Raw genomic sequence first — 25,891 nt, 5'->3', positions numbered from 1 at the left:
CCCAATCCGCTCCATTGACCCCTCATTTTTGAATGATCTGGCCTTCAGGCGACGTGGTATAGTCCCCCCACTTGTTTGATGTCACTGCTCGCCCGTCATCCCATCCTTCGTCTCGTCGCCTCGCCCCAGCATCTGTGGCGCACTGTCTCCCTGGGTATGAAGAGCATCTGGCTGAACAAGCTACGCTCTTTTTTGACAGCCTTGGGCGTCATCTTCGGCGTCGCCTCCGTGGTGGCCATGCTGGCCATCGGTGAAGGGGCCAGTCATGAGGCACAGGAGCAGATCCGCCGCCTGGGCAGCCAGAATATCATTTTAGAAAGCGTCAAACCGCCGGACGGCCAAGGCTCCTCAGCCGAAGCACGCAGCATGGTCCTGGAATACGGCCTGACCACCCGGGACATGCAGCAGATCCGCCAGACTGTGCCAGGGGTCAGCGTCGTTGTCCCCAGCCGTATCCTCAGTGAAAACATCTGGAATCTGGATCGCAGTGTGGATGGCCAGATCCTTGGGGTCCTTCCCGTCTATCCAGAAATGCGCAATCGCAAAGTCATCCAGGGCCGGTTCTTTTCAGACCTGGAGCTCAATGAAAAGCTGCCTGTGTGTGTGCTGAACCAAAGCGCAGCCGCCAAGCTTTTCCCCCTATCCACACCCACCGGAAAATCCATCCGGGTGAAGGGATACTATTACCGGATCCTGGGGATCATGGAGGATGAAGGCCAGCGCGTAGGAGGCGAAGGCGGCGGCTCCAGCAATTCAGGAAACTCCCAAATGATGATCCCCTTCACCACCCTGATGGATCAGTATGGAGAGACGTTTTTCAGGATGCGTAGCGGCGGTTTCGAGGCTGAAAAAGTGGAGTTCCACGAAGCCATCGTGCGGGTGAACGACGTCAAGCAGGTGGAAAGCCGGGCCAATGCCATCCGTCACCTCCTGGCCAAAAATCACAAAAAAGAAGACTGGCGCATCATTGTCCCCGTGGAGCTTTTACGCCAGGCCGAGCGGACCAAACAGATCTTCAGCATCGTCCTCGGCAGCATCGCCGCCATCTCGCTGCTCGTAGGCGGCATCGGCATCATGAACATCATGCTGGCCAGCGTCACCGAGCGCACCCGCGAGATCGGCATCCGCCGCGCGATGGGTGCCAGACAGGCAGACATCGTGGTCCAGTTCCTCATTGAAACGGTGCTGCTTTCCGGCGCAGGGGGCGTGCTCGGGGTGATCGTCGGTGTCTCCATCCCGATTGCCGTGGAGCACTTTGCTGGCGTCACCACCGTGGTGAAAATCTGGTCCCCTGCCCTGGCCTTTTTGATCTCCGTATTCACCGGCATCGCCTTCGGCATTTACCCTGCCAGAAGGGCAGCTCAAATGAATCCGGTGGAGGCGCTCCGGCACGAATAATGCAACGAACAATCATGCAAAGTGTATTAATGCTGTATTTCACGCAGAAATTCGCATAAATCGCAGAGATGAAGAGAATTCTAATTGTAGATGACCACCAACTCATGCGCGATGCCTACAAGCACGCCATGATGACCCTGGGCAGTTATGAATTTGGCGAGGCTGGAACTTACCAGGAGGCCAATGCATTGATGGCTGAACATCCCTGGGACATCGTCATCCTGGATGTAACCATCCCTGGGCGTAACGGACTGGACTTCCTGGCGGAAATCAAAGCGCAGCCAAAGTCACCCACCGTCCTAGTCTGCAGCGGACATGATGAATCCGTTTATGGTGTGCGTGCCTTCAAGGCAGGAGCAGCCGGGTATGTCTGCAAGACCGCAGGTACGGGCGAGTTCCTCAAAGCGGTGAAGGAAATCCTCATCGGCCAAAATTACATCAGCCCTAGCCTCGCTCAAAACCTCGCCGCTTTTGTCCGTTCCGATTTCCAGGAGCAACCGCACACCACCCTTTCCGAGCGGGAGTTCCAGGTTCTCAGGAAGCTCATCAACGGAGATCCCATCAAGGAAATCGCCGCCCAACTCAATCTCAGCAGCAAAACCGTCAGCACTTATCGGGTGCGCCTCATGGAAAAGCTGCGGGTCAAATCCCTGCCAGAACTGGTGCAATACTGCATCCAGCACGGGCTGATGGAAAAAGCAGGCTGAGCAAGCCTGCCCTGGCCTCAGTCATCATCGCCTTCATCCACTCCGGCTTTGCTGCCCGGAGTGATGCCGCGTTTGGAATCTGCCACGAAGTCCGTAAAGCGTGCCGCTTCCGGCGTGAGTTCCTCACTGCGCAATTCAGCCACAGCCTGCGCATTGTTTAATCCACAACGGTAAACTTTACGAAAAGCAGCACGGATGGAGCGCATCTGCTCCCGGCTGAAGCCAGCTCTCCGCAGGCCCACGATATTCAGTCCCCGGGCACGGGCCGGATTTCCATCCGCCGTCGTGTAGGGAGGCACATCCTGTACCACCTTCGCACACCCGCCGATGATGCTCCGGGTGCCGATCCGGCAAAACTGATGCACCGCACTGAGCCCACCCAGGATGACGTGATCATCCACCACCACATGGCCGGCCAGCGTGCCGTTGTTGGAAAAAATCACATGATTTCCCACCACACAGTCATGGGCGATGTGCACATACGAGAGGAAATTGTTGTGGCTTCCGATGCTCGTTTTATCCCCGGCAGAAGTCGCCCGATGCACCGAGCAAAATTCGCGAAACGTATTGTGATCCCCGATTTCCAGATACGTCGGCTCCGCAGAATATTTGAGATCCTGCGTCTGCTGGCCGATGGAGCCATAGGCGAAAAAGCGGTTATTCTTCCCGATCTTCGTCGGCCCCATCACCGTCACATGATGCTGCAACCAGGAGCCGTCTCCAATCTCCACTCCTGCACCAATGATGCAGTAGGGGCCGACAGTCACGTCAGCACCGATTTTGGCCGTTGGGTCAATGATGGCGGTCGGGTGGATGGACATGCAATGGAGACTGGGTGAAAAGTCTGATTAACGGTCAACCACATTGAACATAAGCTCCGCCTCAGAGACCACCTGGCCATTGACCAGACAGCGACCGACGGCCTGGGCAATGCTGCGCTTCGCCTTCGTGATCTCCGTTTCGATGATGAGGGTGTCCCCAGGCACCACCGGCTTGCGCCACTTCACATTGTTCGCACTCAGGAAGTAGCCGATCTTGCCCTGATGGCTCGGCATTCTCAGCAGGACGATGCTGGCCACCTGCGCCATGGCCTCCAGCTGCAGCACCCCTGGCATAATCGGGTGCCCTGGGAAGTGGCCTTGGAAGAACTGCTCATTGATGGTCACGTTCTTGATGCCACGGCACTTCGTTTCACCCTCGAAGCCGATGATCCGGTCCACCAGCAGGAAGGGATACCGATGCGGCAGGATGTTCATCACCTCATTGATGTCCAGCACCGCTTCACCGCTCGGGATGTTCACCGCTGGCGGCACCATCGCACGCATCGCGTTGTATTGGGAGACAATCGCACGCGCCATCTCCGTATTCGGGCCGTGACCCGGCCGCACCGCGATGACGTGACCTGTGATGCGTTTGCCGGAAAGCATCAGGTCTCCGATGATGTCCAAAATCTTGTGGCGGACGAATTCGTTGTTGAAACGCAATGGCTGTTTCGACAGCAGCGTCTCTCCCCGCACCACCACCGCAGCTTCAAGCGTACCGCCTTTGATCAGCCCCTTTTCCATCAGCGGGGCGATGTCTTCATAATAAACGAAGGTACGCGCCGGGGCGATCTCCTTCTCATAGACCTCAGGATTGATCTCCAGGGAAATATACTGCGTGAAGCGTCCTCCAGGCCCCACATTCGTGCAACTGACACGGAATTTCTTATCCGGTACGATGGTGATGATCGTTCCATCCCTCGTCTCCTGGTAGATCGGCTCACGGATCTCAAAGATCTTCCGGGCCTCAGACTGCTCCTGCAGACCGGCTTTTTTGATCAGCTCCACAAAGGGTAGCGAGCTTCCATCCACGATCGGGGGCTCGTTTGCATCCATCTCGATGATGGCATTGTCCACGCCCATCCCGGCCAGGGCACTGATCACGTGCTCCACCGTATGCACATTTACCCCACCTTCCGCGATGGTGGTCGCACGTTCCACCTTCTGGACTTTTTCGACCAGGGCGGGGATGAACGGCTTGTCCTCCAGGTCCATACGTCGGAATTTAAACCCGAAGTTTTCAGGAGCGGGCTGAAGGGTCAGCGTGACTTGCTCACCGGTGTGGAGTGAGGTGCCAGTGATGGAGGCGGGCTTGGCCAGCGTGTGTTGACGGTCTGAGGCAGGCATGAAAGGGATGCCCGTTTTAGCCGCGTGCGGGATTGGGGTCAAAGGAAAATCCAGGCACACGCATCTACAGGAGCGGATACGATGTTTAAATAAGACCTGTTGATGATGAATACAAATCGTCGTCCCCAACAGAAATCGTACAGGAGTAAAGGCTCCATCGGCCCTATCTCCCCCGCTCAACTTTCTGAAGCCTCCTCAATCAACGCAACGCTTTGCGACTAAAGTTTTGCCATATTGAACATTGGGTCGGCTTGAATTACCCACTTCCCCCCCCGCTATGACCCAGATCCTGCTTGCCACTTCAAATACTCATAAAACCCAGGAAGTTGCCGCCATGCTGGGGCCTGACTGGCAAGTTCAGGACCTAAGCGCACACCCCGGACTGGTCCCACCAGAGGAAACAGGCAGCACTTTTGAAGAAAACGCCATCATCAAAGCCCAAGGCGGCAGCTCCGCCTGCCCAGGCATGCTTGTTCTTGCCGACGATTCCGGCCTGGAAGTGGATGTCCTGGACAAGCAGCCCGGCGTTCGCTCCGCTAGATATGCGGGGGAAAGTGCCACGGATGCAGACAACCGCCGCCTGCTGAAAGACCGGCTGCGCCGCGTCAGCACCAATCCCGGTCAGGTCTTCCCGGCACGCTTTCGCTGCTCCCTCGCACTCGTTCGCGATGGCGAGGTCCTTCACGTGGCAGACGGCATTGTCGAAGGCCATGTCGGCGTCATCGAGCATGGCAAGGGTGGCTTTGGATATGATTCCATGTTCACGCCCAAAGGTCATCGCCTCACTTTTGGGGAACTCCCAGCCGAGGTGAAAAATCAGCTCAGCCACCGTGCTCGCGCCATGGAATCCATGCAAAACTGGCTGCAAAACAATCCGCAGATAGTAAATGGCTAGGCGTAATCAGACCTTAGCGTCTGGATCCACGTCAACCATGAAAGCCTGCCTGCTCCCTGCCCTGCTCCTGCTGCTGTCCCAGTGCGTACAGCAGAGCACACCCAATGCTGCAGGTCCACATCCAGGCTATGCCCAGCCCGCTCCTGCACCCCAGGCAGCCCCTCTATATCCTCCCCAGGCCTCCCCTCCGCAGCCCATCCATTCATCATGGCAGCGCAGTACCCAGGTCCGCACCCAGTCCCTGCCCAACGGAGCAGAACTCCATGAATTCAGCGCCCGGAGCACCACAGAATCCGCCAGCATCAGTGTCGTTACGTTTGATAGCCAGCGTTGCAGCATCCGCATCGTGGACCAGCCAGCCCCCCACGCGGGAGGCGGCGTCCTCACTCCCCTCATGCGTGGCATGGGGGCCATCGCAGGAGTGAACGGTGGCTTTTTTCATCCAGACTTTTCCACCCTGGGCCTCATGATCTCCGATGGCCGTAAAATCGGCCAATTCACCACTTCCAGCCTCGTTTCGGGCTCCATAGTCTTGATCAATCAAGAACCTTACCTCGTCTGGAATCAGGAATTTCTAGGAGAAAGCGGCGTCACGCAAATGCTTCAGGCAGGCCCGCGCCTCGTTGATACAGGCCATCCCCTGCCCACACTCAATCGCACAAAAAACGCCACCCGCACCTTCATCGCCACGGATGGAAATCGCCTGTGGGCCATCGGCACCGTCCGCTCCACCACCCTCGCCGGGTTGGGTGAATTATTAGCCACCCCGGATCTGCTCCCAGGCCTCCGGGTAGTGAGAGCACTCAACCTGGACGGAGGCCGCTCCACCGCCTTTTATGCCCGCAAAACAGATTGGCAGGAAATAAGCCAGCCAGGTTGGAGCACCGTTCGCAACTACCTCGCCATTGTTCCGCGATAGATCCCGCAACGCAGCATTGAGTGCCCGTATCAAATCCGCGCACCCATCAGCACCTTCATCACATCATCCATGGTGATCCAGCCTGCGATGAGTCCCCCAGGGGATTCAACCAATGCCGCCACCTCTTGTTTGTCCAAAAATAATGCCAGCAGCTGCGTCAGCGATGCCTTGCCATCGATCCGCAAGGCCGGACGCACCAGCTTCGTCCAGTCCGCCGTGGCTGGTGCTGCTAAATTTTGCACAAACAGCTCCCGCACACGCACATAACCGATGATGCTCTCACGCGTGCCGTCCAGGCTCACGGGATAGCTTCGGTGCAGCTTCGGACCCGCAGCCTCCACGTTTTCCAAAAGCGTCCGGCGCACATCAAAGACATTCACCGCATCCTTCGGCACCATCGCAGTCTTCACACGGCGCGCGCTCAGCGTCGCCGCATGGATCATGATGATCTCCTCCTGGTTATGCAGCAGTTGCTCAGCCTTCGCCGCCTGCACCAGCGTGATGATGTCCATGATCTGGTCACTTTGGCTGCGCCCATCAGCGGTCCCGCGCTTCAGCCTTTCACAAAATTTCACCATCAGCAGCACCAGCGGATGACAGACCCACAGCATGAAACTGAGCGGGCCAATCAGCCGTGGAGCCAGCCCCGCCGCATGATGTACCCCGATGATTTTGGGAGCCATCTCCCCACCAAACAAAACCAGCACACACATCAGGATCGAAAAAACCCACAGCCACTCCGGGCCATAAATTCCCGTAAAAACAGCCCCCGCCAGCGTCGCCATCCCCGTATTGGCCAGCGTGTTGAAGACCAGGATGGCCGAAATAGGCCGCTCAATGGATTGCTTCATCACCAGCCATCGGCCCGCACTGCGGATTCCCTTCTTTTCCTGCAACTTCAGATCCAGCGGATTCAGGCTCAGTAAAACCGCCTCTGTGAGAGAGCACAGGAATGAGATCACCAGCACGGTGAGAGACAGAAGTATCAAAAGTATGAGCATCGGAAAAAACTCCAATTAGCACGCACATCACCAAGCGCCCATGGTTTCTCAAGCAAAGCTCTGGATCAGCGTGCGCACACTCAGCCCGATGACCACCAGCCCCACTACCACCAGGAAGGGCCGCTGGGGCACATGCTTGCACACCCACGCTCCCAAGGGAGCCGCCACAACGCCACCCGCCGCCAGCCCCAAAATCACATTCCAGTGGCTAAGCCCGATGCCGATGAGAAATCCCAATGAAGCGGACAGAGTCACAAAAAACTCCACCGTATTGACCGTGCCCACCGTCTCGCGAAACGGGCTGCCACGGGCCATCAAGGTCGATCCCACGATCGGCCCCCAGCCACCGCCTCCGATGGCATCCACGAAAGCACCAAAAAACGCTAGCGGCTTCAAATGCGTCGCCACCTCACGGGAAGGAAAAGCACGGAATGCTTTCACAATCAAAATCACCCCCATGAGCAGGAGATAACCCGCGATATAAGGCTTGATCACATCCCCTGGGATCATCGTCAGGATGTAGGCTCCCAGAAAAGCACCGATCACCCCGGGCACCAGCAATCCGAAAAACAGCTTCCTGTTCACATTCCCAAAGGCTCGATGCGAAATCGCCGAGGCCCCAGTGGTAAAACATTCAGCCGCATGCACCGTACTGCTCACCACCGCCGGCGGCACCCCAACGCCTAACAAAAGGCTAGAAGCGCTGACTCCATAGGCCATCCCCAGCGCGCCATCAATGATCTGCGCGATAAAACCGATGACAATATAAGTAAGGATAGTCTCGTCCACAATAAGGCTGGATTATAAGTTAGGCGCATAAGCCTGGAGCTGGCGGTATTCGGCCAGGATCGTCTTCACAGCCACCACCGTCGCATTCACCTGCTGGTACATCGGTGCCAGGGCAGGCGTTTCAAAGACAATCTCCAGCGGCTTCACCTGCTGCTCAGGCGGCGCACTCAAAATGCCATTATACCCTTCCTTGATGATGCCTTGGGAGGCCAGAAAGCCATCAATGATCGGCAGCACATTCCGGGGCAGCTCATCACTTGCCGCCTTTAGCGCAGGCTCCAAAAGATGCTCGCTCAGCAACGCCCCGCGGACGAATCCGTAGCAACCGTCCGAGTCATCATCCGCATGCAGGGCAATGATGCCATCGTATTGCTCACGGCGCAGTTCACTCTCCAGATAGATGATCTCCGGCTCAATGGAGCCCGACCAAAACTCCCGGTTCAGATCCAGCCCGTTCTGATTATATCGGATCCCCAGGTTCCTCCCCGTTGGATTGCAGATTGGGAAAAAGTGCAGTTCATAGTCATGCAGTTCCTCCGGCTTTTCCGCAGCCCATTGGATCAGCTCCTGGATGGCCAGCGTCCCCGCCTCCTCGTCACCGTGGATACCGCCAAAGACACCGAACTTAAACCCCTGCCCCTTTTTCAAAGGCTTGCTGACGATCTTCGGAATGTAAATCCCCTGCTCCGGCGGCAGGCTTTCCAAAATAAGACGGGAGGGCTCTGATCTCAAAGGTGTATGCCGACTCCGCGCCAGATGAATGCTAGAAAAGGTGTTCATAAAATCAATGACGGACTGCTGAGAGTTGAGAGTGGGCACTCTTGCCCGCCTCAATGCTAGGCTGCTGCTCTAGAGGAGCGTGGGCACTCTTGCCCGCATTCTTTTGCAAGGTGTTCATAGAGCTACTTCTTTGCATTCAGCGGCACCACCTCACTCGGCAGCCGCGTTTTTTCCGTGCTCTCCACCTGCGTCACACGCCCCTCATGGACGATGATCTGCACCGAGCCGAAACGCATGGCCCCGACCTTCTGGCGAACGATCTCCAGCCATGATTCGAATTCTGCTTCTGATGTGTTTTGGCTCATAGTCGCCCAATTCCTATCTTCAGTATCTACACTTGGCAAGTATGAATTAAAGCGGTGGCAAAAATTTCTGCTCCGCTCAGTCCCTCACACCGGCGTGTCCAAAAGAACAGCCAGGAACCCATCCGCTGGGTCGGCATGCCGCGCGCCGACCACTTTTTTGGCCACCTTCTTTTTCGCCGTCCCGCATTGCTCCTGCTTCCGCAGAGTCACCTCCACCACATGCTCCAGCGTGTAGCGGTCCAGAATATTCGCGATGGCATTGCGCACATCGATCATCAGCATCCGCAGGCCGCAGTGCTCCTCATCAGGGCAGGTGCACTTCTCATATTCCGTCTCACTCGCACAGCCGATGGGTGCCAGCTTGCCATCGATCAAACGCACGATTTCACCCATCTTGATGCTCTTCATCGGCCTGGCCAGCCGAGCTCCCCCATGCTTGCCGCGCAGGCTTTCCACATAGCCCGCCGTTCTCAGCTCAAATAAAATCGCCTCCAAAAACTTAAACGGCAGGTGCTCCTGCTCCGCCAATGATGAAACCGAAATGACCCCCTCACCATTCCGCTCAGCCACGCCGAGCCGGATCATCGTTCGCAGAGCGTATTCGCCACGTTTGGTCAGTCTCATGAGCATCATCTAACGCGAAATTCAGACCCGGCAAGTATGACTTTAACCCAATCCTGCAGCCATCCACACACCGGCCACCCACAGCCCATTTGCCCGCCGCCGCCCGCACAAGCGGCCTAACCGCCTGTCAACTCCTCCTTGACCATCCCTCTCTGTTGCACCACTCTGCGCGCCCTCTAACCAGACCCACAACTAATGCCCGCAAAAATCTACACTGAAAAAGACGCCAGCCTGGCGCCTCTCAAAGGCAAAACCTGCGCCGTGATCGGCTTTGGCTCGCAGGGCCATGCGCACGCCCTGAACCTCAAGGAAAGCGGCGTCAACGTCATCATCGGTCTGTATGCCGGCAGCAAAAGCCGCAAGGTCGCTGAAGAAAAAGGCTTCAAGGTCTATGACACAGCCGAAGCCGTCAAACTGGGCGACGTCATCTTCGTGGCCGTTCCCGACACCAAAATCGGCGGTGTGTATGAAAAGGACATCGCTCCAAACCTGGTCAAGGGTAAGACCCTCCTCTTCAGCCACGGCTTCGCCATCCATTACAAGACCGTCGTTCCTCCAGCAGACGTGAACGTCATCATGGTCGCCCCGAAAGGCCCAGGTCACATCGTCCGTCGTCAGTACACAGAAGGCAAAGGCGTCCCAGGACTCATCGCCATCTATCAGGACCCTTCCAAGAAGTCCAAGCAGATCGCCCTCGCCTGGGCACACGGCGTCGGTTGCACCCGTGGCGGCGTCCTTCAGACCAGCTTCCAGGAAGAAACAGAGACCGACCTCTTCGGTGAGCAGACCGTCCTTTGCGGCGGCACCAGCGCCCTGGTGCAGGCTGGTTTCGAAGTGCTGGTCGAGGCCGGCTACGCTCCTGAAATGGCCTACTTCGAGTGCCTCCATGAGCTCAAGCTCATCGTTGACCTCATGAACGAATCCGGCATCGCCGGCATGCGTTTCTCCATCTCCGAAACCGCCAAGTGGGGCGACGTCAAAGTCGGACCCAAGATCATCGACGCCAGCGTCAAGAAGCGCATGAAAGCCGCGCTGAAGGAGATCCAGAACGGCAAGTTCGCCAAAGAGTGGATCAAAGAAACCGAAACCGGTTACAAGACCTTCAACCAACTCCTCAAAGACGGCGAGAAGCACCCCATCGAGAAGACCGGCGCCCGCCTCCGCAGCCTCATGCCGTGGATCAAAAAGCGCGACTTCAAAGGCGGCCAGCAAGCCAGCTACGAGTGATAAACCGGAGCGCGCACGCCAAAACGTTCGCCTCCCATTAAACCGGAGCGCGGACGCCCCCGTCCGCATTCCCCCACTCACCCGGAGCGCGGACGCCCCAGTCCGCATCCAAAAACACTTCAAGGCACGGGACCCCAAGTCCCGTGCCTTTTTTTGGGCGCTCTGTAGTCCCGGCTTTAGCCGGTCTAGAAAAGAGTCGTCCACATCCCGCCGTACCCTCCTCATGCTCCTCCGCCTTCTGCTTCTCGCCCTCGGTTTCACGGTCCCCCTCGCCGCAGCCGACAAAAACCAGCATGTCGTACTCATCAGCCTGGACGGATTCCCCGCATGGATGTGGAAGGACCCTTCCTTGGCGATCCCGAACCTCCGCCAGTTAGCCGCTGAGGGAGCGCAGACGGAGGCGATGACGGTCTCCAATCCGTCCATCACCTGGATCAACCACACCACGATGGTGACCGGGGTGAACCCAAGAAAACATGGCGTCCTTTTCAACGGCCTCCTGGTGCGCGGAGAGGGCAACAAACCACCGAAGATCGAACCCTGGGTGCACAAGAACCGCCTTGTTCACGTGCCAACTCTTTATGATGTCGCCCATGAGGCCGGGCTCACCACGGCAGAGGTGGACTGGGTGGCCATCAAGGATGCGGAAACGATCAACTGGAGCTTTTCCGAGTTGCCCAGCGCGGACCGACCTATTGAGAAGGAGATGATCACCGCCGGACTGCTGACGGAGGAGCAGATCACCTGGATGAACCCCGGACCGCAGCGCAAGAATATGGCCTGGCACGACCTCACCTGGACCCGTGCCGCCAGCCACATCATCAAGACGCACAAGCCTAACCTGATGTTGTACCACACCCTGAACACGGACGGCACTCATCACCGTTACGGCCCGGCCAACATGGCCAGCTACACAGCCCTGGCCTATACCGACCGGCTGGTCGGGGATCTTGTGCAATCAGTGAAGGACGCTGGGCTGACGGACATGACCACCTTCATCATCGCCACCGACCACGGCTTCAAAAAAGTGAGCCAGTTTGTCTATCCCAATGTGGTCCTGAAAAAGGCCGGTTACTCCAAAGCCTTTGGCAATGCCATCACCCAATGCGAGGTCGCTGCCATGACGCAGGGCGGCCTCTGTTTCATCTATGTGCTGGACCCGGCCCGCAAGGCGGAGCTGCTGCCCAAGCTAAAGGAACTATTCACCACCACCGAAGGGGTAGACCGAGTTATAGACGGCAATGACGGCCCTTCTCTGGGAATGCCGACACCCGCTGAAAACCAGGGCATGGGAGACTTGGTCCTGTATGCCAAAGCCGGGTATGCCTTTAACAACGGCGCGGCAGGTGATGCTGTCACCGCTCCAAGCGTGGACTACGGCGGCACCCACGGCTATCCCAACACCGATCCCGAACTGGACGGCATCTTCATCGCCTCCGGCAAAGGCATTAAAAAAGGCATCGTCCTTCCAAGAATGGCCAACCTAGACATCGCCCCCACCATCGCTAGCCTGCTGGATATTACCCTCCCAGCACCGGATGGACGAGTGCTGGAAGAAATCCTGGAGTAAGCAGCGGTCTCAGAGTTCGGCGTTCAGGAGCACCTCATTCATGCGGTGCTTGGGAAACTTCGAACTTACTTTCCAGGATTCCATTCCCTGCAAGCCAGGCGGGGATCAAGATCCACGATCCATTAGTTCGAGATTTTCCCTGATCAAGGCAGGGGTTTCGTCCCGAAGCTGCTGCCTCATTCGGTCATGATTCACGGCCACTTTCACAAACAAAGCCGCCGAACCCACAGCCGCAATCACGACAATCGAGATGAGAACCTTCTTGAAGACGCTGGCTCCCTGATGGGAGTGCCGATGAGGGGGCAAGTTTCCTTGAAGCATAGCTGGATATCCTTTCCTGATGACGAAACACCAAAGACCCTGCTTTGACCAGCCAGAATCCAACCAACATGAACCGCTCATCTTGGAATGAGTATTCCGAATCACCGCGTTCGAAGTAACGCATTTATGCGGGGAATCGTGGCGTCCAGAAAACTGAAAACCGCATACCCAAAACCGAAAATCGGGTTACCTTTAGAAGCTCCATTTCATGGCCATTCGTCGCGGGCACAAACGTCTTCTCAAGCTGCTGCTGATCACCCTCGCAGCAGGTGCGGGCGTATGGTTTGGCCTCCCTTGGCTGCTGCCTTTGCCGCAGGCACTGAATACCCCTCAAACCCCATCCCCCCGATACCTCAGCAAGGATGGCATCCCCCTGCGGATGCTGCTGACCCAAAAAGGCGACCGCGTGGCCCAGGTGCTGCGCTTTGAGGAAATCCCCACACGGCTGATTCAGGCCACCCTAGCTGCTGAAGACAAACGTTTCTTTGACCATGGTGGTGTGGACCTGCTGGCCATTGGCCGTGCGGCCAGGGATAATCTGAGCAGCCGCCGCATTGTCTCCGGTGCCTCCACCGTCCATCAGCAACTGGTCAAAGTCGCCGCCGCACGTACAGGCAAACGCACCCTCAAGGTGAAAATGATCGAGGCCCTGCAAGCGAGGCGACTGGCGATGCAATGGAGCAAGGAACAGGTCATCACCGAATACCTCAACCGCATCAGTTATGGCAATCTCCTCACCGGCTGCGCCAGTGCAGCCCAGGGATACTTCTACAAACCACTGGCCGATCTAACCCCGGCTGAATGCGCCCTGCTCGCAGCCATCCCGCAATCCCCCACACGCTACAATCCGTTTCGCCAACTGACTGCCATCCGCCCTCGCCAGTTACGCATCCTGGGCAAGATGAGGGAACTCGGTTGGCTATCGGAGGAACAGCTTCGTGTTGCCCAAAAGGAACCTCTTAAACTGAGCCGCTTCCATGGTGGATTTGAGGCCCCTCATGCCGTGGAAATGCTGCGCCCGGAACCTCGCGAAACTACCGTCACCACCTTGGATGCAGGCCTGCAACGCCAGATCGAGACGATCATAACCCAGAGACTGGCTGCGCTAAAGGAACGGCATGTCACTCAAGCCGCCGCCGTGGTTATCGAAAATGCCACCGGCCATGTCCTGGCCCTCGCAGGTTCCCGCGACTTCTTTGCCACCGATGGCGGGCAGATCAATGGTGCTTGGGTGCCGCATTCGCCGGGCTCCGCCATCAAGCCCTTCACTTACCTGCTGGCCCTGGAGCGCGGAGCCACCGCCGCCAGCATCGTGGCCGATCTGCCCATCGAATACACCACCCCGACAGGCACCTACCGCCCGGAAAACTATGCACATAAGCTATACGGTCCCGTGACCTATCGTCAGGCATTGGGCAACAGCCTGAACATCTCCGCCGTGAAGGTGCTTAGCAGTATCGGAGGTACGGATACCTTGCTCAAGCAACTGCAGGACCTTGGCCTAACTACCCTCACAGAACCAGCGGAGCACTATGGCCTAGGCCTCACCATCGGCAATGCACCCGTCCGGCTGGTCGAGCTGGCCAATGCCTATGCCTGCCTGGCACGCCTCGGCATCGACCGCCCCTGGTCCCTTATAGCCCAGCCGGAGAATACCCCACCGAAGAGGCGCTTTGATGAAGCCTCCTGTTACATCATAGCCAGTATCCTTTCCGACAACCAAGCCCGCCAGCTTACCTTTGGCCAGTATTCCCCCCTGCGCCTGCCTTTCCCGGTGGCAGTGAAGACAGGCACCAGTACTGCATACCGGGACAACTGGTGCGTGGGGTATACCCCCGAATTCACCGTCGCTGTCTGGGCAGGTAACTTTGACAATACCCCCATGCAGGAAGTTTCCGGCGTCACCGGGGCCGCCCCCATCTGGCGGGATGTATTCATCGAGCTTCAAAGCCGCTTCGGCGTCACCTGGTATATGGAGCCGCCAGGACTCATCCATGCCCGTATAGATCCGCGCACCGGCAAACGCCTGACGCCCCAGTCACCACCCGCACGGATCAGCCGTGAGGAGATCTTCGTCATCAAGCATCTGCCACCTGCGGCCAGTGCGGAGGATTATGACACCCGAGGCCGGGCTCTGCTCAGACCTGAGTATGCCACCTGGGTCCGAAGTGCAGATAACTGGATGGGCGATCTGGTGGCTATCGACGACTCGGCGCAAGAGCGTCCCTGGCGTATCTCCAACCCCATTCCTGGTACTGTCGTCCGCTTGGATCCCGACCTGCCACAAGGGGGAAGACGCCTGTTATTAGAAACCACTCCGCACCGCGAAGTGGCCTGGGAATGCGCGACCTTGCCTATCCAAATGGATGGTACGACAGCCTATGTGGAACTGATACCCGGTCGCCATGAACTCCGGGCCATGCTCCCCACTGGGCAGGGACAAAGCACCTACATCATTGTGCATCCCGAATAACTCAGCTGCAGCAGGGACAAGGCTGAACGAAGTGGCCAGGAGAGACTTCTTTGAGAGTCAGGTCCATGCCCACGCTCTCCTGCCAGCGGGGATGGCCCATGCGATGGCCAAAGGCACAACCGGCGGGAGGATTGATGGGGGAAGGCACATCTCCCTGGAGCAGGCGGCAAGGATGCCGCTTGGATGGATCAGGAGTCGGGATGGCATCCAGCAGGGCCTTGGTATAGGCATGACGCGGATGATGGTATAGCTCCTCGGCCGGGGCCAGTTCGACGATCTTGCCCAGATACATCACCGCCACGCGGTCACTCATGTGCTTCACGACACTCAGGCCGTGGGCGATGAAGAGGTAACTGAGGCCCATGTCACGTTGCAGGTCTAACAAAAGGTTAAGTACCTGACTTTGAACTGAGACATCCAGGGCGGACACCGGCTCGTCACAGACGATGAGCTTCGGCTTCAAAGCAATGGCCCGGGCAATGCCGATGCGCTGGCGCTGACCACCGCTGAACTCGAAGGGAAAACGGTCTGCTGAGGCGGCACTGAGGCCCACCTTGTCCAAAAGGTCAGCCACCCATTGGCGGCGTTCCTCTTTGCTGCCGATCTTCTGAACAATGAAGGGTTCCTCCAGAATGTCCCGCACTGTGTGGCGAGGGTTTAGGGACTCCGCTGGATCTTGAAAGATCATCTGCATGTGACGGCGGGCAGGGCGCAGCTCTCCCATGCTTGCAGTAGTGATGTCTCTGCCTTCAAATTCGATGGTCCCGGCAGTGGGTTTCAGCAGACGCACGATAGCTTTGCCCAAAGTGGTTTTGCCACAACCGGATTCACCCACCAGCCCGAGCGTCTCGCCAGCCGCCAGGGAAAAGCTGACGCCATCCACCGCTTTGCAGGAGGCTACGGAACGCCGGAGCACTCCGCCACGGACGGGGAAATGCTGCTGGAGATTTTTGACGGTAAGAAGGCTCATGCGACGCAGATGGGGCAGTTTTCAACCCAGTGGTTAGGCGAGATCTCAACAAATGGAGGACGAGTATGCAGATGCTCCGTCCGGTGTTCACGGCCTGAACGTTCAGCGAAACGGCAACCAGGCTGGAAGTCAGCGATACCGGGGACATTGCCACGGATGGCTTTCAGAAGGGTCTTGGGGCGGCTGTCCAGGCGGGGTATGCTCTCCAGCAGACCCTGAGTATAGGCATGACGGGGATTCGCGAACAGATCGAATACATTCGCTCTTTCCACGATACGTCCGGCATACATCACGGCCACTTCATCGCATACTTCCGCGATGACGCCGAGGTCATGGGTGATAAGCACGACACTCATGCCCATCTCCTTTTGCAGATCCGCAATGAGCGCCAGGATCTGGGCCTGCACCGTCACATCCAGCGCCGTCGTCGGCTCATCCGCGATGAGCAACTTCGGTTTATTAATCAATGCCATGGCGATCATCACACGCTGGCGCATACCGCCGCTAAGCTGGTGAGGATACTCACCCAGACGGGTTTCAGGAGCGGGTATGCGCACCTTTTTCATCATGTCCAAGCTACGGGAAAGGACCTCTGCCTTACTGCATTTGTCATGCAAGAGGATAGCCTCGCCCAACTGGCGGCCCACGGTCTGCACCGGGTTCAGCGCGGTCATCGGCTCCTGGAAAATCATGCTGATCTCGTTGCCGCGCACATTGCGCATTTCATCCAGAGGCAGGTTGATGAGATCCTTTCCTTCAAAGCGGATGCTACCGCCCAGGATCTTTCCATGAGGCTGGGGAAGCAGTCGGGTGATGGAAAAAGCGGTCACACTTTTGCCACAGCCAGACTCGCCGACAATCCCTAGAGTTTTCCCGCGCGGCACTTCAAAGCTGATGCCATCCACCGCCGTCATCCGCCCGGCATCCGTGTCGAATGCGGTGACAAGGTTTTCGACCTGTAAAATGGTGTCCACGGAGCTCATCAGTTCTGTTTGTATTGGTCAAAGACACGGATGGTTTCACCGAAGGATTTGCCTTCACGCCGCGCCTCCAGCGTCTCTTCCTTCACTGCCTCGTCGATCCAATGGACATGTGTATCCATGGGTAACTGGCTGTTTTTGAAATTGCCGTCCTTGGGCCACTTGATCCAGCGCCAGTATCCGAAACGATAGGAAGGCGATTCCCAGGCAGGGATGGACACACATTTTTCTTCCACCATCTCCTGCAATTTCCAACTCAGGCGCTCCACTTCATCTTCCGTTTGTGCCTTGCGCTGCTGGTCAATGATCACGTCCATTTCAGGGTCTGCGGTCATCGTTAAGTTATTGGTATCAGGTACGATTTTCTTGCTGCCGTCAGGCTCAACCTTCCAGGCATTGGAGGAATGGTAATTCTCCCAAAAACGTGGGTAGGGCAGTGTGGCTCCAAAACCGGCGAAGATGAGTTCGTGATTCTTTTGATCACTTTTTTTCATGAGCTGAGTGAAGTCCATTTCCTCAACAATGATTTCGAGGCCAGCCCTCAAAGCCTCCTCCTTCAAACGGAGAGCGATGGGGCCAAAGGGACCTTGCGGAAGGGACAGTGTCACGGAGAGGCGTTTCCCCTGCGAATTCACCAGCACGCCATCCCGGCCAGCAGTAGCAAAACCACCTTTGGCAAAAGCCTGCCGCGCCTTCACCACATCGTATTCCCGAGGGCGGACATTGGTGTTGGTGAAACGGCCAAAACCCGCTGAGGTATTGCGCATGCGCACGTAATCCCCGCGAAAATCCACCTCGATCACCTTTTGGAAATTCAGGGCATGAGCGATACCGATGCGCACATCCAGATTGTCCAAAGGAGGATTCCTTTGATTGATGTAAATGCCGCGCGAGATACGCGGATAGTCATTGAAAAAAATCTGCCTCTCAATGTAGCCATTGTAGATCTCCGGGATTTCAGCCTTGTCATACCAATAGCGCGGCAGGCCCATGGCGAACCAGTCAATCTGCCCCTGGCGGAACATCTCAAAGGCCTTGTCCATGCTGCCGATGACTTTGTATTCGATAAAGTCCGGATTGAAGCGGTAGCGATAGTGCTTCTTATCCTTGGCCCACCAGTTTTTCACCCGAGAAAGGGTGACACTACGGCCCTTTTTCATTCCTTCAGGATAGATTTCATAAGCCCCGGTGGTGGGAGATTTCCGCCATTGATAGCGGGCAGGAAAGTCATCTGTAAACTCTTTGAAAAAGTGTCTTGGGCAGGGTGGAAAGTCACCCACATACCAAAGGGGATCCGGCTTCGGCTCAGGAATGGTGAATGCAAAAGTGTGGTCATCATACTTCGTGATGGCCGTGAACTCCTTGGAGTAATAATCGTTATACCAAGGGTCCTGGATATTCGGGCTGAGCATGATGAAGAACGTCATGAAGAAGTCCTCCACCGTGATGGGCACGCCATCCGAATAAGTCGCCTTCGGGTCCAGCTTAAAGTAGATGGTTCGCTTGTCGGGAGAGATGGCCCATTCATCCGCAATGCCCGGCACCCAGCCGCTGACGTTCATGTGCGGCTGGACAATCCAGACATAAATGTTGTCCCAGTGCTCGCCACGGAAGGAGCCGTTGGCATCCGGGCCGATGAACCTAAAGGTGGCGGGATAACCGTCAATCTGATCATGAAACACGCCGCCTTTTTTAGCCGCAGGATCTCCCATTTCTGGCAGGTCTGCGCCGTTTTCCCACTTCAAATCTGCGGGCAGGTCCGCAGGAGTCTTCCACTGAAAAAAGTCTGGCTTTGAGGCCCAGAAAGCCTTCACTTCCTCAGTGTTATCATAAGGCGGAAAGCGGTCGTCATCGGCCAGGACGGCCGGTGCACCCAGCAGAAGGGCCAGGCACGAGACCCGGAGAATGGAAGGTAAAAAGCTCATCACCTGTAAGTGGTAAATTTCTTCGGATCGAAGGCCTCACGCACAGCCTCACCCACAAAGGTGACCAAAATCAAAGTGCCGACCATGGCGGAGAAAGCTGCACTAACGATCCAGGGATAATTGAAGCTTTCCGTACCTTCATGCAGCAGGCGACCCCAGCTTGGAACCTCCGGCGGTAGGCCAAAGCCCAGGAAATCGAGGGCGGCCAGGGAGGTGATCACGCCGGCGATTTCAAATGGGGCGAGGGTGACGAGAATGGCGATGGTATTGGGCAGGATATGCTTAAAGAGCACACGTCCCGTGCTGGCCCCGAGCAACCTGGCCGAAGCCACATAATCCCGCGCTTTTTCCCGATAGGTGGCGGTGCGCAGGTAAGTGGCTGTGCCCATCCAGCCAAACATGGCAATGATGCCCACCAGGATGACCAGGGTGGGCTGGATCAAGGAGCTGACAATCATCACGACGAATAGGAAAGGCAATACACCCCAAATTTCGATGAGGCGCTGGGCGATGAGATCCAGCCAGCCCCCAAAGTAACCCGCCACCCCACCGACAAAAATGCCGACCACAAACACGAAGGTCACAAACAAGGTGGCTGCAATCAATGCCTGCTGAAGGCCACCATACAAAACGGCGAGCACATCCAACCCGGAGGCATTCGTGCCCAGATAATGCCCTTGGCTCCACGATGGCGGTGAAGGCGGATAAATGATCGTCAGCAGATCCGGCCCTGCCTCGGCAGTGAGCGAGTCCACCGTTTTTTCAAGTGTGTAGTCGGTGAATTCGACACGTTGACCATGGTCATATCGGGCTCGTTCCACCTGCTCCCCTTCGGCATCCCAGCCGCGCATTTCCCCCTGAAGCAATCCGGCACGGTAGGTGAACTCCTGGCGTTTTTGTTCCGGCTTGGATTTGAAAACAGTGTAGGCCCGGCCATTGAAAGCCTCCTTGGACCCAGCCTGGTAAACCTGGCCATCGGTGCGCTTTTCCAATGTCTCAATGATGTCCTCCGAATCCAAAGAAGGTGCATAGGGCACTGGAGGCAGAAGCACCCAGCCCTTGTCCTCTTTTTCAAACACACGCTTCAGCTCGCGGTAGTTGGTTTCCGCATCGTATTCCAGGCCAAAGGTTTTCCCCGGAATGACATCACTGCGCAGAAAAGGAAAGTAGAGACTGCCTGCATGGCTGACGACAAGGGCACGCTTACCGACGATGAGATTGTCCAAAGCGGCACCCCCCGCGAGAGATAGCAGGATGAGGAAGGAAATGTAACCGCGCCGGAGGGAACGGAAGCGGCGGAACTGCTTCAGGGTGAGTGGGCTGAACTGCCACTCCCGCTGGCCTTTGAGCAAAAGCCTCAAGCCAGCGAGGCCGCATAAGCTGACCAAAATCCAGCCTGCCCAGGCACCGCCGAGAAAGGGCAGCTTGAACACGGGCACAAGAAATCCCAGCCAGCGGAACAAGGCTGCCAGGAAGGCGAAAATCGTGAGGGCGATGCCAAGGGTGCGCGGGGTCATGCGTCAGTCAAAGCGGATGCGGGGATCGGCCAGGGCCACAAAGTAATCGGACAGGATGTTACCGATCATGATCAAAAAGACGTCCACGGTCAGCAGGCCCATCATGAGGGTGATGTCCCGGTCCAGCACGGCCTGGAAATGCAGCATGCCCAGACCATTGATGTCAAAAATACGCTCGATAAGTACGGAGCCGCCCACAAAGATCATCACGACACCGCCCAGGGTACTGGCCACAGGGATGAGTGAATTCCGCAGCGCATGGTGAAGCACGGCACGTTTAAAACCGGCTCCTTTGGCTATCGCGGTGCGGACATAATCGGCCGCGAGATTATCCATGAGGTTGTTTTTCATCATCATGGTCAGCAGGGCAAAGCTGCCAATGATGTAGCAAAGCAGAGGCAGGGCTGCGTGATGCAGCAAATCCAAGACTTTGGCGAACAGGCCGAGGTCGGCAAAGTTCTCACTGGTGAAACCACCGGAGGGAAACCAGCCCCAACGGGCGGCGACGTAAACCACCAATACACTGCCCAGGGCAAAGGATGGAATGGCGTATGCACCAAAGATCAGCAAAGAGGAGGCATTATCAATGAAGGTCCGATGCTTGATGGCCTTCAGCACGCCCAAAGGGAGGCACACTGAATACATGATCAGAAAGGAGGCCAGGCCGAAGAAAATGGAAATAGGCATGCGCTCCACGATCATGGTCCAGACGCTGTCATTGTAGCGCAGGGAGTAACCAAAGGAACCTTGTAGAAGGCCATCAAACTGGGGCCGAAAGATGACCGCACGCTGCTTTTCAGGTTCCAGTGTGACCTTCCATCCATCTACCGTTTTTCCCTGCTCATCCTTCAATGATCCATCACGGGAGACGGTGGCCTGGATGACACGATAGGCATTGTTCGTTTTCCACTCAGACTTGGGCAGGAGAGATTTTAGTGTCAGCGGTGCGGAATCCTTCCCCTCCTCAAATTTGATGAAGCGTTTATCCAGTTCATCTGGCAAAGCCCCGAGCCACATGAGGTACCCGATCAAGTAAGGTTTATCGAGCTTAAAGCGGGCCTTGATCTGCTCCTTCTGCTCCTCACTGAGGGAACCCCCGGCGTCCTTCATGCTGCGGTTGGCAGAAAGGGCCATGGAATTCCGCATCATCGCTTCGACCGGGCCTCCGGGGGCCATGCGGGTGATGAAGTACACCACCATCGTCGCCCCGATCAGCGTCGGGAGGATGAGCAAAAAGCGTCGGATGAAATAGTCGCGCATGAAGTGGGAGCTTAACAGTCAGACAATACGCCGGAATGCTCAAGAACTTCTGCCAAAGAATGCCTGAAGACTGGAGGAATAAGGAGCATAAGCCATGGAATAAGGGGCGCAGACGAGGTGTGGCAGTTCAGACAGCTCTTATGGCTTTTTCATTCAATCGAGGAACTCAACAAAACAAGGGTATCGGGGGATATGGGGATACATTTGAAATTTTCCTCATGTGGGCATTTTTGGCTTCATCCCATTGATAATGAAAGAATTACGATGGGGATTTCATGGGGATGCATTTCCCCATGGGGGGATGGATGGGGAAAACCGGGAGCAGTATCTGGAATGGGAACAGGCACGCTATTATATACTATCATATCCCATTATTTAACCCAAATGAAAAAAGGCGCTGAGCGTGACCTGGCTGCCCATGCATTTCCGCTACTCGGGAGAGGTCTGGGGGATTGACAAGCTAGGGCGTGTCCAGCACGCTGGGGAAACCATGCGCGCCTGGATCACACGAGCTTTGATTTTGACCGGCCTGATCGGGGCGGTGTTTGCGTTCCATCAATCGCGCAACCATCGGCCGACCCGCATCACCGAGGCTACAGAAAAGGGCATCCTCATCATCGCCAACGGGGCCGAGCCGGAAACGATGGACCCACAACTGGCCACAGGCGTGCCGGAGCATCATCTCTTTGACGCGCTTTTCGAGGGACTGGTGGCGACGACGCCTGAAGATCCAGATGCGAATGGCCCGGGAGCGGCCACGCACTGGGAAACGCAGGATTTCATCACCTGGACCTTTCACCTGCGCAAGGAGGGGCGGTGGAGTGATGGCACGCCGCTGACGGCTGCTGATTTTTTATTCTCCTTTCAACGCATCCTGACCCCGGCACTGGCGGGGCCGTATGCGCCCATGCTCTACCCCATGCTGAATGCGGAGGAGTTCAATAAAGGGGAGGTCAAAGATTTCACGCAAGTGGGTGCCAAGGCGCTGGATGATCACACTTTGCAGATCATCCTCAAAGGACCTGCACCCTATCTGCCCTCGATGCTGAAGCATTACTCCTGGCATCCTGTGCCGAGGCACGTGATCGAGCGATTTGGCAAAATGACTGACCGGGATACCCAGTGGACGCGAGTGGGAAACCTCGTGGGCAATGGCCCGTTCAAGCTCAAAGAATGGCGCTATACCCACTCCATCACCGTGGAGCGGAATCCGCTCTACTGGGATGCAGGCATCGTGAAACTGAATGAGATCCAGTTCATCCCCATCGTCAGTGATGCGACGGAGGAACGGGCTTTTCGCGATGGGCAGATCCATGCGACGAACACGGTGCCCCTGTCCAAGCTGGACTACTACCGTGAAAAGGAGCCGGAAGTCTTCCACATCGATCCGATGCTGGGCACGTATTTTTACCGCATCAATGTGACGAAGCCGCCCTTTAACGATAAGCGTGTGCGCAAGGCGCTGACGCTGGCGGTGGACCAGGAAACATTGATCCGCAATGTGCTGCGTGGTGGGCAAAAGCCTGCGGTGGGCTTCACGCCGCCGGGTGCAGGCGAAGGCTACGAGACGCCGGGGGTGCTGAAATATGACCCTGAGGAAGCGCGTCGCCTGCTGGCGGAGGCGGGGTTTCCCAATGGCCAAGGGTTCCCCAAGTTTGATATCCTGATCAACACCCTGGAATCCCACCGCACCATCGGCGAGGCCATCCAGGAGATGTGGAAGAAGAACCTGAACATCCCGGTGGGGGTGCTAAACGAGGAGTGGAACGTGTATCTGAAAAGCCAGCGCACGCTGGACTACCAGGTATGCCGGGCGGGCTGGATCGGCGATTACCTGGACCCCTATACCTTTCTGAGCATCTGGCAGACGGGTGATGGCAATAACAATACGGGCTGGAGCAATGCCCGCTACGATGAACTGATGCAGGCCTCCCTGCGCGAAGGCGAAAGCACCCGGCGCATGGCCCTGCTGACGGAGGCTGAACTGCTGCTGCTGGATGAGTTGCCGATGATCCCGCTCTACTGGTATGTGCGCGCGCACCTGAGCCGACCGGAAGTGAAAGGACTGAAGTCTTCCCTCCTGGAGCATCGCTGTTACAAAGCTGTGTATCTGGAGCCGCAGTGATGTGCGTCACTGGTGCATCTAGTCAGGATATATCCAGCGCTGCATCTCCACTGGGAGTGAGGCCTGCCAGATGTGGGTAAAATCGGGCGTGCGGACCTCGAGCCGATGAGAATGCAGGGCCTGGCGGGAGAAGTGGAGGCGCTTTTCCAAATCTGGAGTCCAGCCGGTCTGGATGAAATCCAGGTAGCAGGTCTCATCCGCCCCATAGATCTTATCCCCCAGAATGGGATGGCCGAGATGGGCTAAATGCACACGGATCTGGTGCATGCGACCAGTGACAGGCGCGGCCTCCACCAATGCCAGCGGCCCAGCCTGAGGATGCGATACCTTTTGGAATAACCAGAAGCGTGTCTGGCAGGCGGCTCCATCGGGATGAACGATTTGCTTCACCCAGATAGGCGATTCGGCGACCTCACCTTTGCGTAGAATTGGGGCGTTGAGGTCCAGTTCCTCCCATTCTGGCCAGCCGTGGACGATGGCGAGGTAGGTCTTGTGAAACTGCCGCTCCTGCATGGCGATGCCGAAACGGCGGGCCGCAGGCTGGTTCTTCGCCACCAGGACGGTGCCGCTGGTCTCGCGGTCCAGCCGGTTGATGATGGAGATTTGACCGCCATTGGCCATCTCATAAGCGAGCAGTTCATTGAGGCCGTGCCAGAGCGTCCAAGTGCCATTGGGGGTGCTGGGATGTACCTGCAAAGGGGCAGGTTTATCCACGACGATGTAATCGTCGGTTTCATCCAAGAGAGTGAAGTCTGGGTTAACAGCGTGGAGCACAAAAAGACAAGGATAGCACAGGTAAGCGGAGGTGCATGGTGGGCAAATTGCACGCCCTCCTTAAAAAATTTAAAGTCTCGTGCAGGCAAGAAAAGGACTTGCAATTGAACCCTGGCTCTGCAACACCTCCGATGCGTCCACCTGTTTGAGGGTTAGGTCCAGAAGTTCATCAGGTGAATGTTTCGTCGGTGAGGGTTCTGGCTGATCATAATTCAGTGACCACTCAGTTATTACCGAAATGAATACGAAAATGTATGTGGGGAACCTCCCCTTCAGTGCCACCGATGTAGATCTGCGCGATCTCTTTGCCCAATTCGGCGGCGTTACCGATGTCTTCCTGCCGATGGACCGTGAGAGCGGTCGCCCACGTGGGTTCGCCTTCGTCAGCATGGACACACCGGAAGCCATGACGGCAGCCATCACTGGCCTGAACGGCAAAGACTTCGGTGGTCGCTCCCTGACGATCAATGAAGCCCGTCCGAAAGAAGAGCGCCCTGCCTTCGGTGGCGGTGGTGGCGGCGGCAGCCGTGGCGGTTACGGCGGCGGCGGTGGTGGCGGCGGCGGTGGCCGTGGTGGCTACAGCGGCGGTGGTGGCGGCGGCGGCGGTGGCCGTGGCGGCTACGGTGGCGGCGGCGGCGGTGGCGGTGGTCGCGGCGGCAAGAGCTGGGATCGCGATCGCGGCGGCAAGGGCGAAGGCGGCGAACGCTGGTAATCGCTCTGTGGCCTAGCCACTCAGAAAACTTTGAAGGCGGAATCCCTGAGGATTCCGCCTTTTTCGTGGGTGGGTGAGTGAGTAGTGCAGCGCCAGGGCGTGGGGGATGGGTGGTGCGATGCCGTTAGACCACCAGACCCACCTGCTGGCCAGACTGTTTCAAAACTCGCTGAGAAGTGAACAGGGCAACTCTAGGACTGGTTTTGGGATGCGGGAGAGGGGGCTAAGGTAGGAGGATTTTATTTTTAGATGGCCAGGCCGCTTTTGGGTTCTTAGCCACTGGCCGTCCTTTTCGCATCCGGTCGGCTTTGACTGCCTCTCCCTGGGCACTCCTTTGCCTCCTCAGGCGGCGGTCGCAGCCCGTTTGCCGAGGTGTTTGATCAGTTCCCCTGTGCCGACGATGTTCAGAACGCGGCGCATGTTGTAGCCCAGGGCGCTGAGCGATACCTCT

Annotated in this window: 22 protein-coding genes; 9 read left to right on the top strand and 13 right to left on the bottom strand. The window is 57.0% G+C overall.

All coding sequences use genetic code 11. The features are described from left to right. Positions 1-78: 78 nt before the first annotated feature. Positions 79-1,398, top strand: coding sequence for an ABC transporter permease (locus tag EI77_RS15320; protein ID WP_133796170.1), 1,320 nt, complete (start codon positions 79-81; stop codon positions 1,396-1,398). Between the two features lie 68 nt (positions 1,399-1,466). Further along, positions 1,467-2,105 carry a response regulator gene (locus EI77_RS15315; protein ID WP_133796169.1) on the top strand — a complete coding sequence of 213 codons (639 nt, stop codon included), beginning with the start codon at positions 1,467-1,469 and terminating at the stop codon, positions 2,103-2,105. 17 nt (positions 2,106-2,122) lie between these two features. Here the strand turns inward: EI77_RS15315 and lpxA are convergent, their stop codons facing one another. Then, positions 2,123-2,926, bottom strand: a complete 804-nt coding sequence (gene lpxA / locus EI77_RS15310; protein ID WP_133796168.1) for an acyl-ACP--UDP-N-acetylglucosamine O-acyltransferase — start codon at positions 2,924-2,926, stop codon at positions 2,123-2,125. 27 nt (positions 2,927-2,953) lie between these two features. After that, complete coding sequence (locus tag EI77_RS15305) at positions 2,954-4,273, bottom strand: bifunctional UDP-3-O-[3-hydroxymyristoyl] N-acetylglucosamine deacetylase/3-hydroxyacyl-ACP dehydratase (protein WP_133796167.1); 1,320 nt, start codon at positions 4,271-4,273, stop codon at positions 2,954-2,956. Between the two features lie 277 nt (positions 4,274-4,550). Between EI77_RS15305 and EI77_RS15300 the strand changes: the two genes are divergently transcribed. Further along, positions 4,551-5,168 carry a non-canonical purine NTP pyrophosphatase gene (locus EI77_RS15300; RefSeq protein ID WP_133796166.1) on the top strand — a complete coding sequence of 206 codons (618 nt, stop codon included), beginning with the start codon at positions 4,551-4,553 and terminating at the stop codon, positions 5,166-5,168. A 37-nt stretch (positions 5,169-5,205) separates the two neighbouring features. Then, the gene (locus tag EI77_RS15295; protein ID WP_166647283.1) at positions 5,206-6,087 is read left to right on the top strand and encodes a phosphodiester glycosidase family protein; all 882 of its coding nucleotides are present in this window, start codon (positions 5,206-5,208) and stop codon (positions 6,085-6,087) included. A gap of 29 nt (positions 6,088-6,116) precedes the next feature. On the opposite strand, the gene EI77_RS15290 is transcribed toward EI77_RS15295, so the two are convergent. From EI77_RS15290 to EI77_RS15270, 5 genes are all read right to left on the bottom strand, one after another. Further along, complete coding sequence (locus EI77_RS15290) at positions 6,117-7,088, bottom strand: CNNM domain-containing protein (protein ID WP_133796164.1); 972 nt, start codon at positions 7,086-7,088, stop codon at positions 6,117-6,119. Positions 7,089-7,136: 48 nt separating this feature from the next. Continuing rightward, positions 7,137-7,877 carry a sulfite exporter TauE/SafE family protein gene (locus EI77_RS15285; RefSeq protein ID WP_208300371.1) on the bottom strand — a complete coding sequence of 247 codons (741 nt, stop codon included), beginning with the start codon at positions 7,875-7,877 and terminating at the stop codon, positions 7,137-7,139. Between the two features lie 12 nt (positions 7,878-7,889). Beyond that, positions 7,890-8,657, bottom strand: coding sequence for a M14 family zinc carboxypeptidase (locus EI77_RS15280; protein WP_133796163.1), 768 nt, complete (start codon positions 8,655-8,657; stop codon positions 7,890-7,892). Between the two features lie 122 nt (positions 8,658-8,779). Beyond that, on the bottom strand, positions 8,780-8,962 hold the full coding sequence (locus tag EI77_RS15275; protein WP_133796162.1) for a YezD family protein: 183 nt from the start codon (positions 8,960-8,962) through the stop codon (positions 8,780-8,782). Positions 8,963-9,046: 84 nt separating this feature from the next. Further along, the gene (locus EI77_RS15270; RefSeq protein WP_133796161.1) at positions 9,047-9,586 is read right to left on the bottom strand and encodes an RrF2 family transcriptional regulator; all 540 of its coding nucleotides are present in this window, start codon (positions 9,584-9,586) and stop codon (positions 9,047-9,049) included. 195 nt (positions 9,587-9,781) lie between these two features. Here EI77_RS15270 and ilvC point away from each other — a divergent pair, with 195 nt between their 5' ends. The 3 genes from ilvC (at position 9,782) to EI77_RS15255 (ending at position 15,177) form a co-directional block, all read left to right on the top strand. Then, on the top strand, positions 9,782-10,813 hold the full coding sequence (ilvC, locus tag EI77_RS15265; protein WP_133796160.1) for a ketol-acid reductoisomerase: 1,032 nt from the start codon (positions 9,782-9,784) through the stop codon (positions 10,811-10,813). Between the two features lie 223 nt (positions 10,814-11,036). Beyond that, positions 11,037-12,383, top strand: a complete 1,347-nt coding sequence (locus EI77_RS15260; RefSeq protein ID WP_133796159.1) for an alkaline phosphatase family protein — start codon at positions 11,037-11,039, stop codon at positions 12,381-12,383. Positions 12,384-12,912: 529 nt separating this feature from the next. Continuing rightward, a complete protein-coding gene (locus EI77_RS15255; protein WP_133796158.1) occupies positions 12,913-15,177 on the top strand; it encodes a transglycosylase domain-containing protein in 2,265 nt (754 codons plus the stop codon). A gap of 1 nt (position 15,178) precedes the next feature. Here the strand turns inward: EI77_RS15255 and EI77_RS15250 are convergent, their stop codons facing one another. Genes EI77_RS15250 through EI77_RS15230 form a run of 5 tightly spaced genes read right to left on the bottom strand, consistent with a single transcriptional unit; the run spans position 15,179 to position 21,829 of the window. Further along, positions 15,179-16,147 carry an ABC transporter ATP-binding protein gene (locus tag EI77_RS15250; RefSeq protein WP_133796157.1) on the bottom strand — a complete coding sequence of 323 codons (969 nt, stop codon included), beginning with the start codon at positions 16,145-16,147 and terminating at the stop codon, positions 15,179-15,181. Further along, positions 16,144-17,130, bottom strand: coding sequence for an ABC transporter ATP-binding protein (locus EI77_RS15245; RefSeq protein ID WP_133796156.1), 987 nt, complete (start codon positions 17,128-17,130; stop codon positions 16,144-16,146). Before EI77_RS15245 ends, EI77_RS15250 begins: the two co-directional genes overlap by 4 nt. Continuing rightward, positions 17,130-19,052 carry an extracellular solute-binding protein gene (locus tag EI77_RS15240; protein WP_133796155.1) on the bottom strand — a complete coding sequence of 641 codons (1,923 nt, stop codon included), beginning with the start codon at positions 19,050-19,052 and terminating at the stop codon, positions 17,130-17,132. Before EI77_RS15240 ends, EI77_RS15245 begins: the two co-directional genes overlap by 1 nt. Continuing rightward, positions 19,052-20,569 carry an ABC transporter permease subunit gene (locus tag EI77_RS15235; RefSeq protein WP_133796154.1) on the bottom strand — a complete coding sequence of 506 codons (1,518 nt, stop codon included), beginning with the start codon at positions 20,567-20,569 and terminating at the stop codon, positions 19,052-19,054. Before EI77_RS15235 ends, EI77_RS15240 begins: the two co-directional genes overlap by 1 nt. A gap of 3 nt (positions 20,570-20,572) precedes the next feature. After that, positions 20,573-21,829: an ABC transporter permease gene (locus EI77_RS15230; RefSeq protein ID WP_133796153.1), complete on the bottom strand. Its 1,257-nt coding sequence runs from the start codon at positions 21,827-21,829 to the stop codon at positions 20,573-20,575. Positions 21,830-22,232: 403 nt separating this feature from the next. Here EI77_RS15230 and EI77_RS15225 point away from each other — a divergent pair, with 403 nt between their 5' ends. After that, complete coding sequence (locus tag EI77_RS15225; RefSeq protein WP_208300370.1) at positions 22,233-23,954, top strand: peptide ABC transporter substrate-binding protein; 1,722 nt, start codon at positions 22,233-22,235, stop codon at positions 23,952-23,954. 18 nt (positions 23,955-23,972) lie between these two features. On the opposite strand, the gene EI77_RS15220 is transcribed toward EI77_RS15225, so the two are convergent. Further along, positions 23,973-24,728 (bottom strand): RluA family pseudouridine synthase, encoded by a 756-nt coding sequence (locus EI77_RS15220; RefSeq protein WP_133796151.1) that lies wholly within the window; start codon positions 24,726-24,728, stop codon positions 23,973-23,975. A 238-nt stretch (positions 24,729-24,966) separates the two neighbouring features. Between EI77_RS15220 and EI77_RS15215 the strand changes: the two genes are divergently transcribed. Beyond that, the gene (locus EI77_RS15215; RefSeq protein ID WP_133796150.1) at positions 24,967-25,440 is read left to right on the top strand and encodes an RNA recognition motif domain-containing protein; all 474 of its coding nucleotides are present in this window, start codon (positions 24,967-24,969) and stop codon (positions 25,438-25,440) included. Positions 25,441-25,891: the final 451 nt, after the last annotated feature.

It is taken from the genome of Prosthecobacter fusiformis (assembly GCF_004364345.1).
GTDB lineage: Bacteria > Verrucomicrobiota > Verrucomicrobiia > Verrucomicrobiales > Verrucomicrobiaceae > Prosthecobacter > Prosthecobacter fusiformis.
Note: the sequence above shows the minus strand (reverse complement) of the source record. Positions and strands in the feature narration are given on the sequence as shown.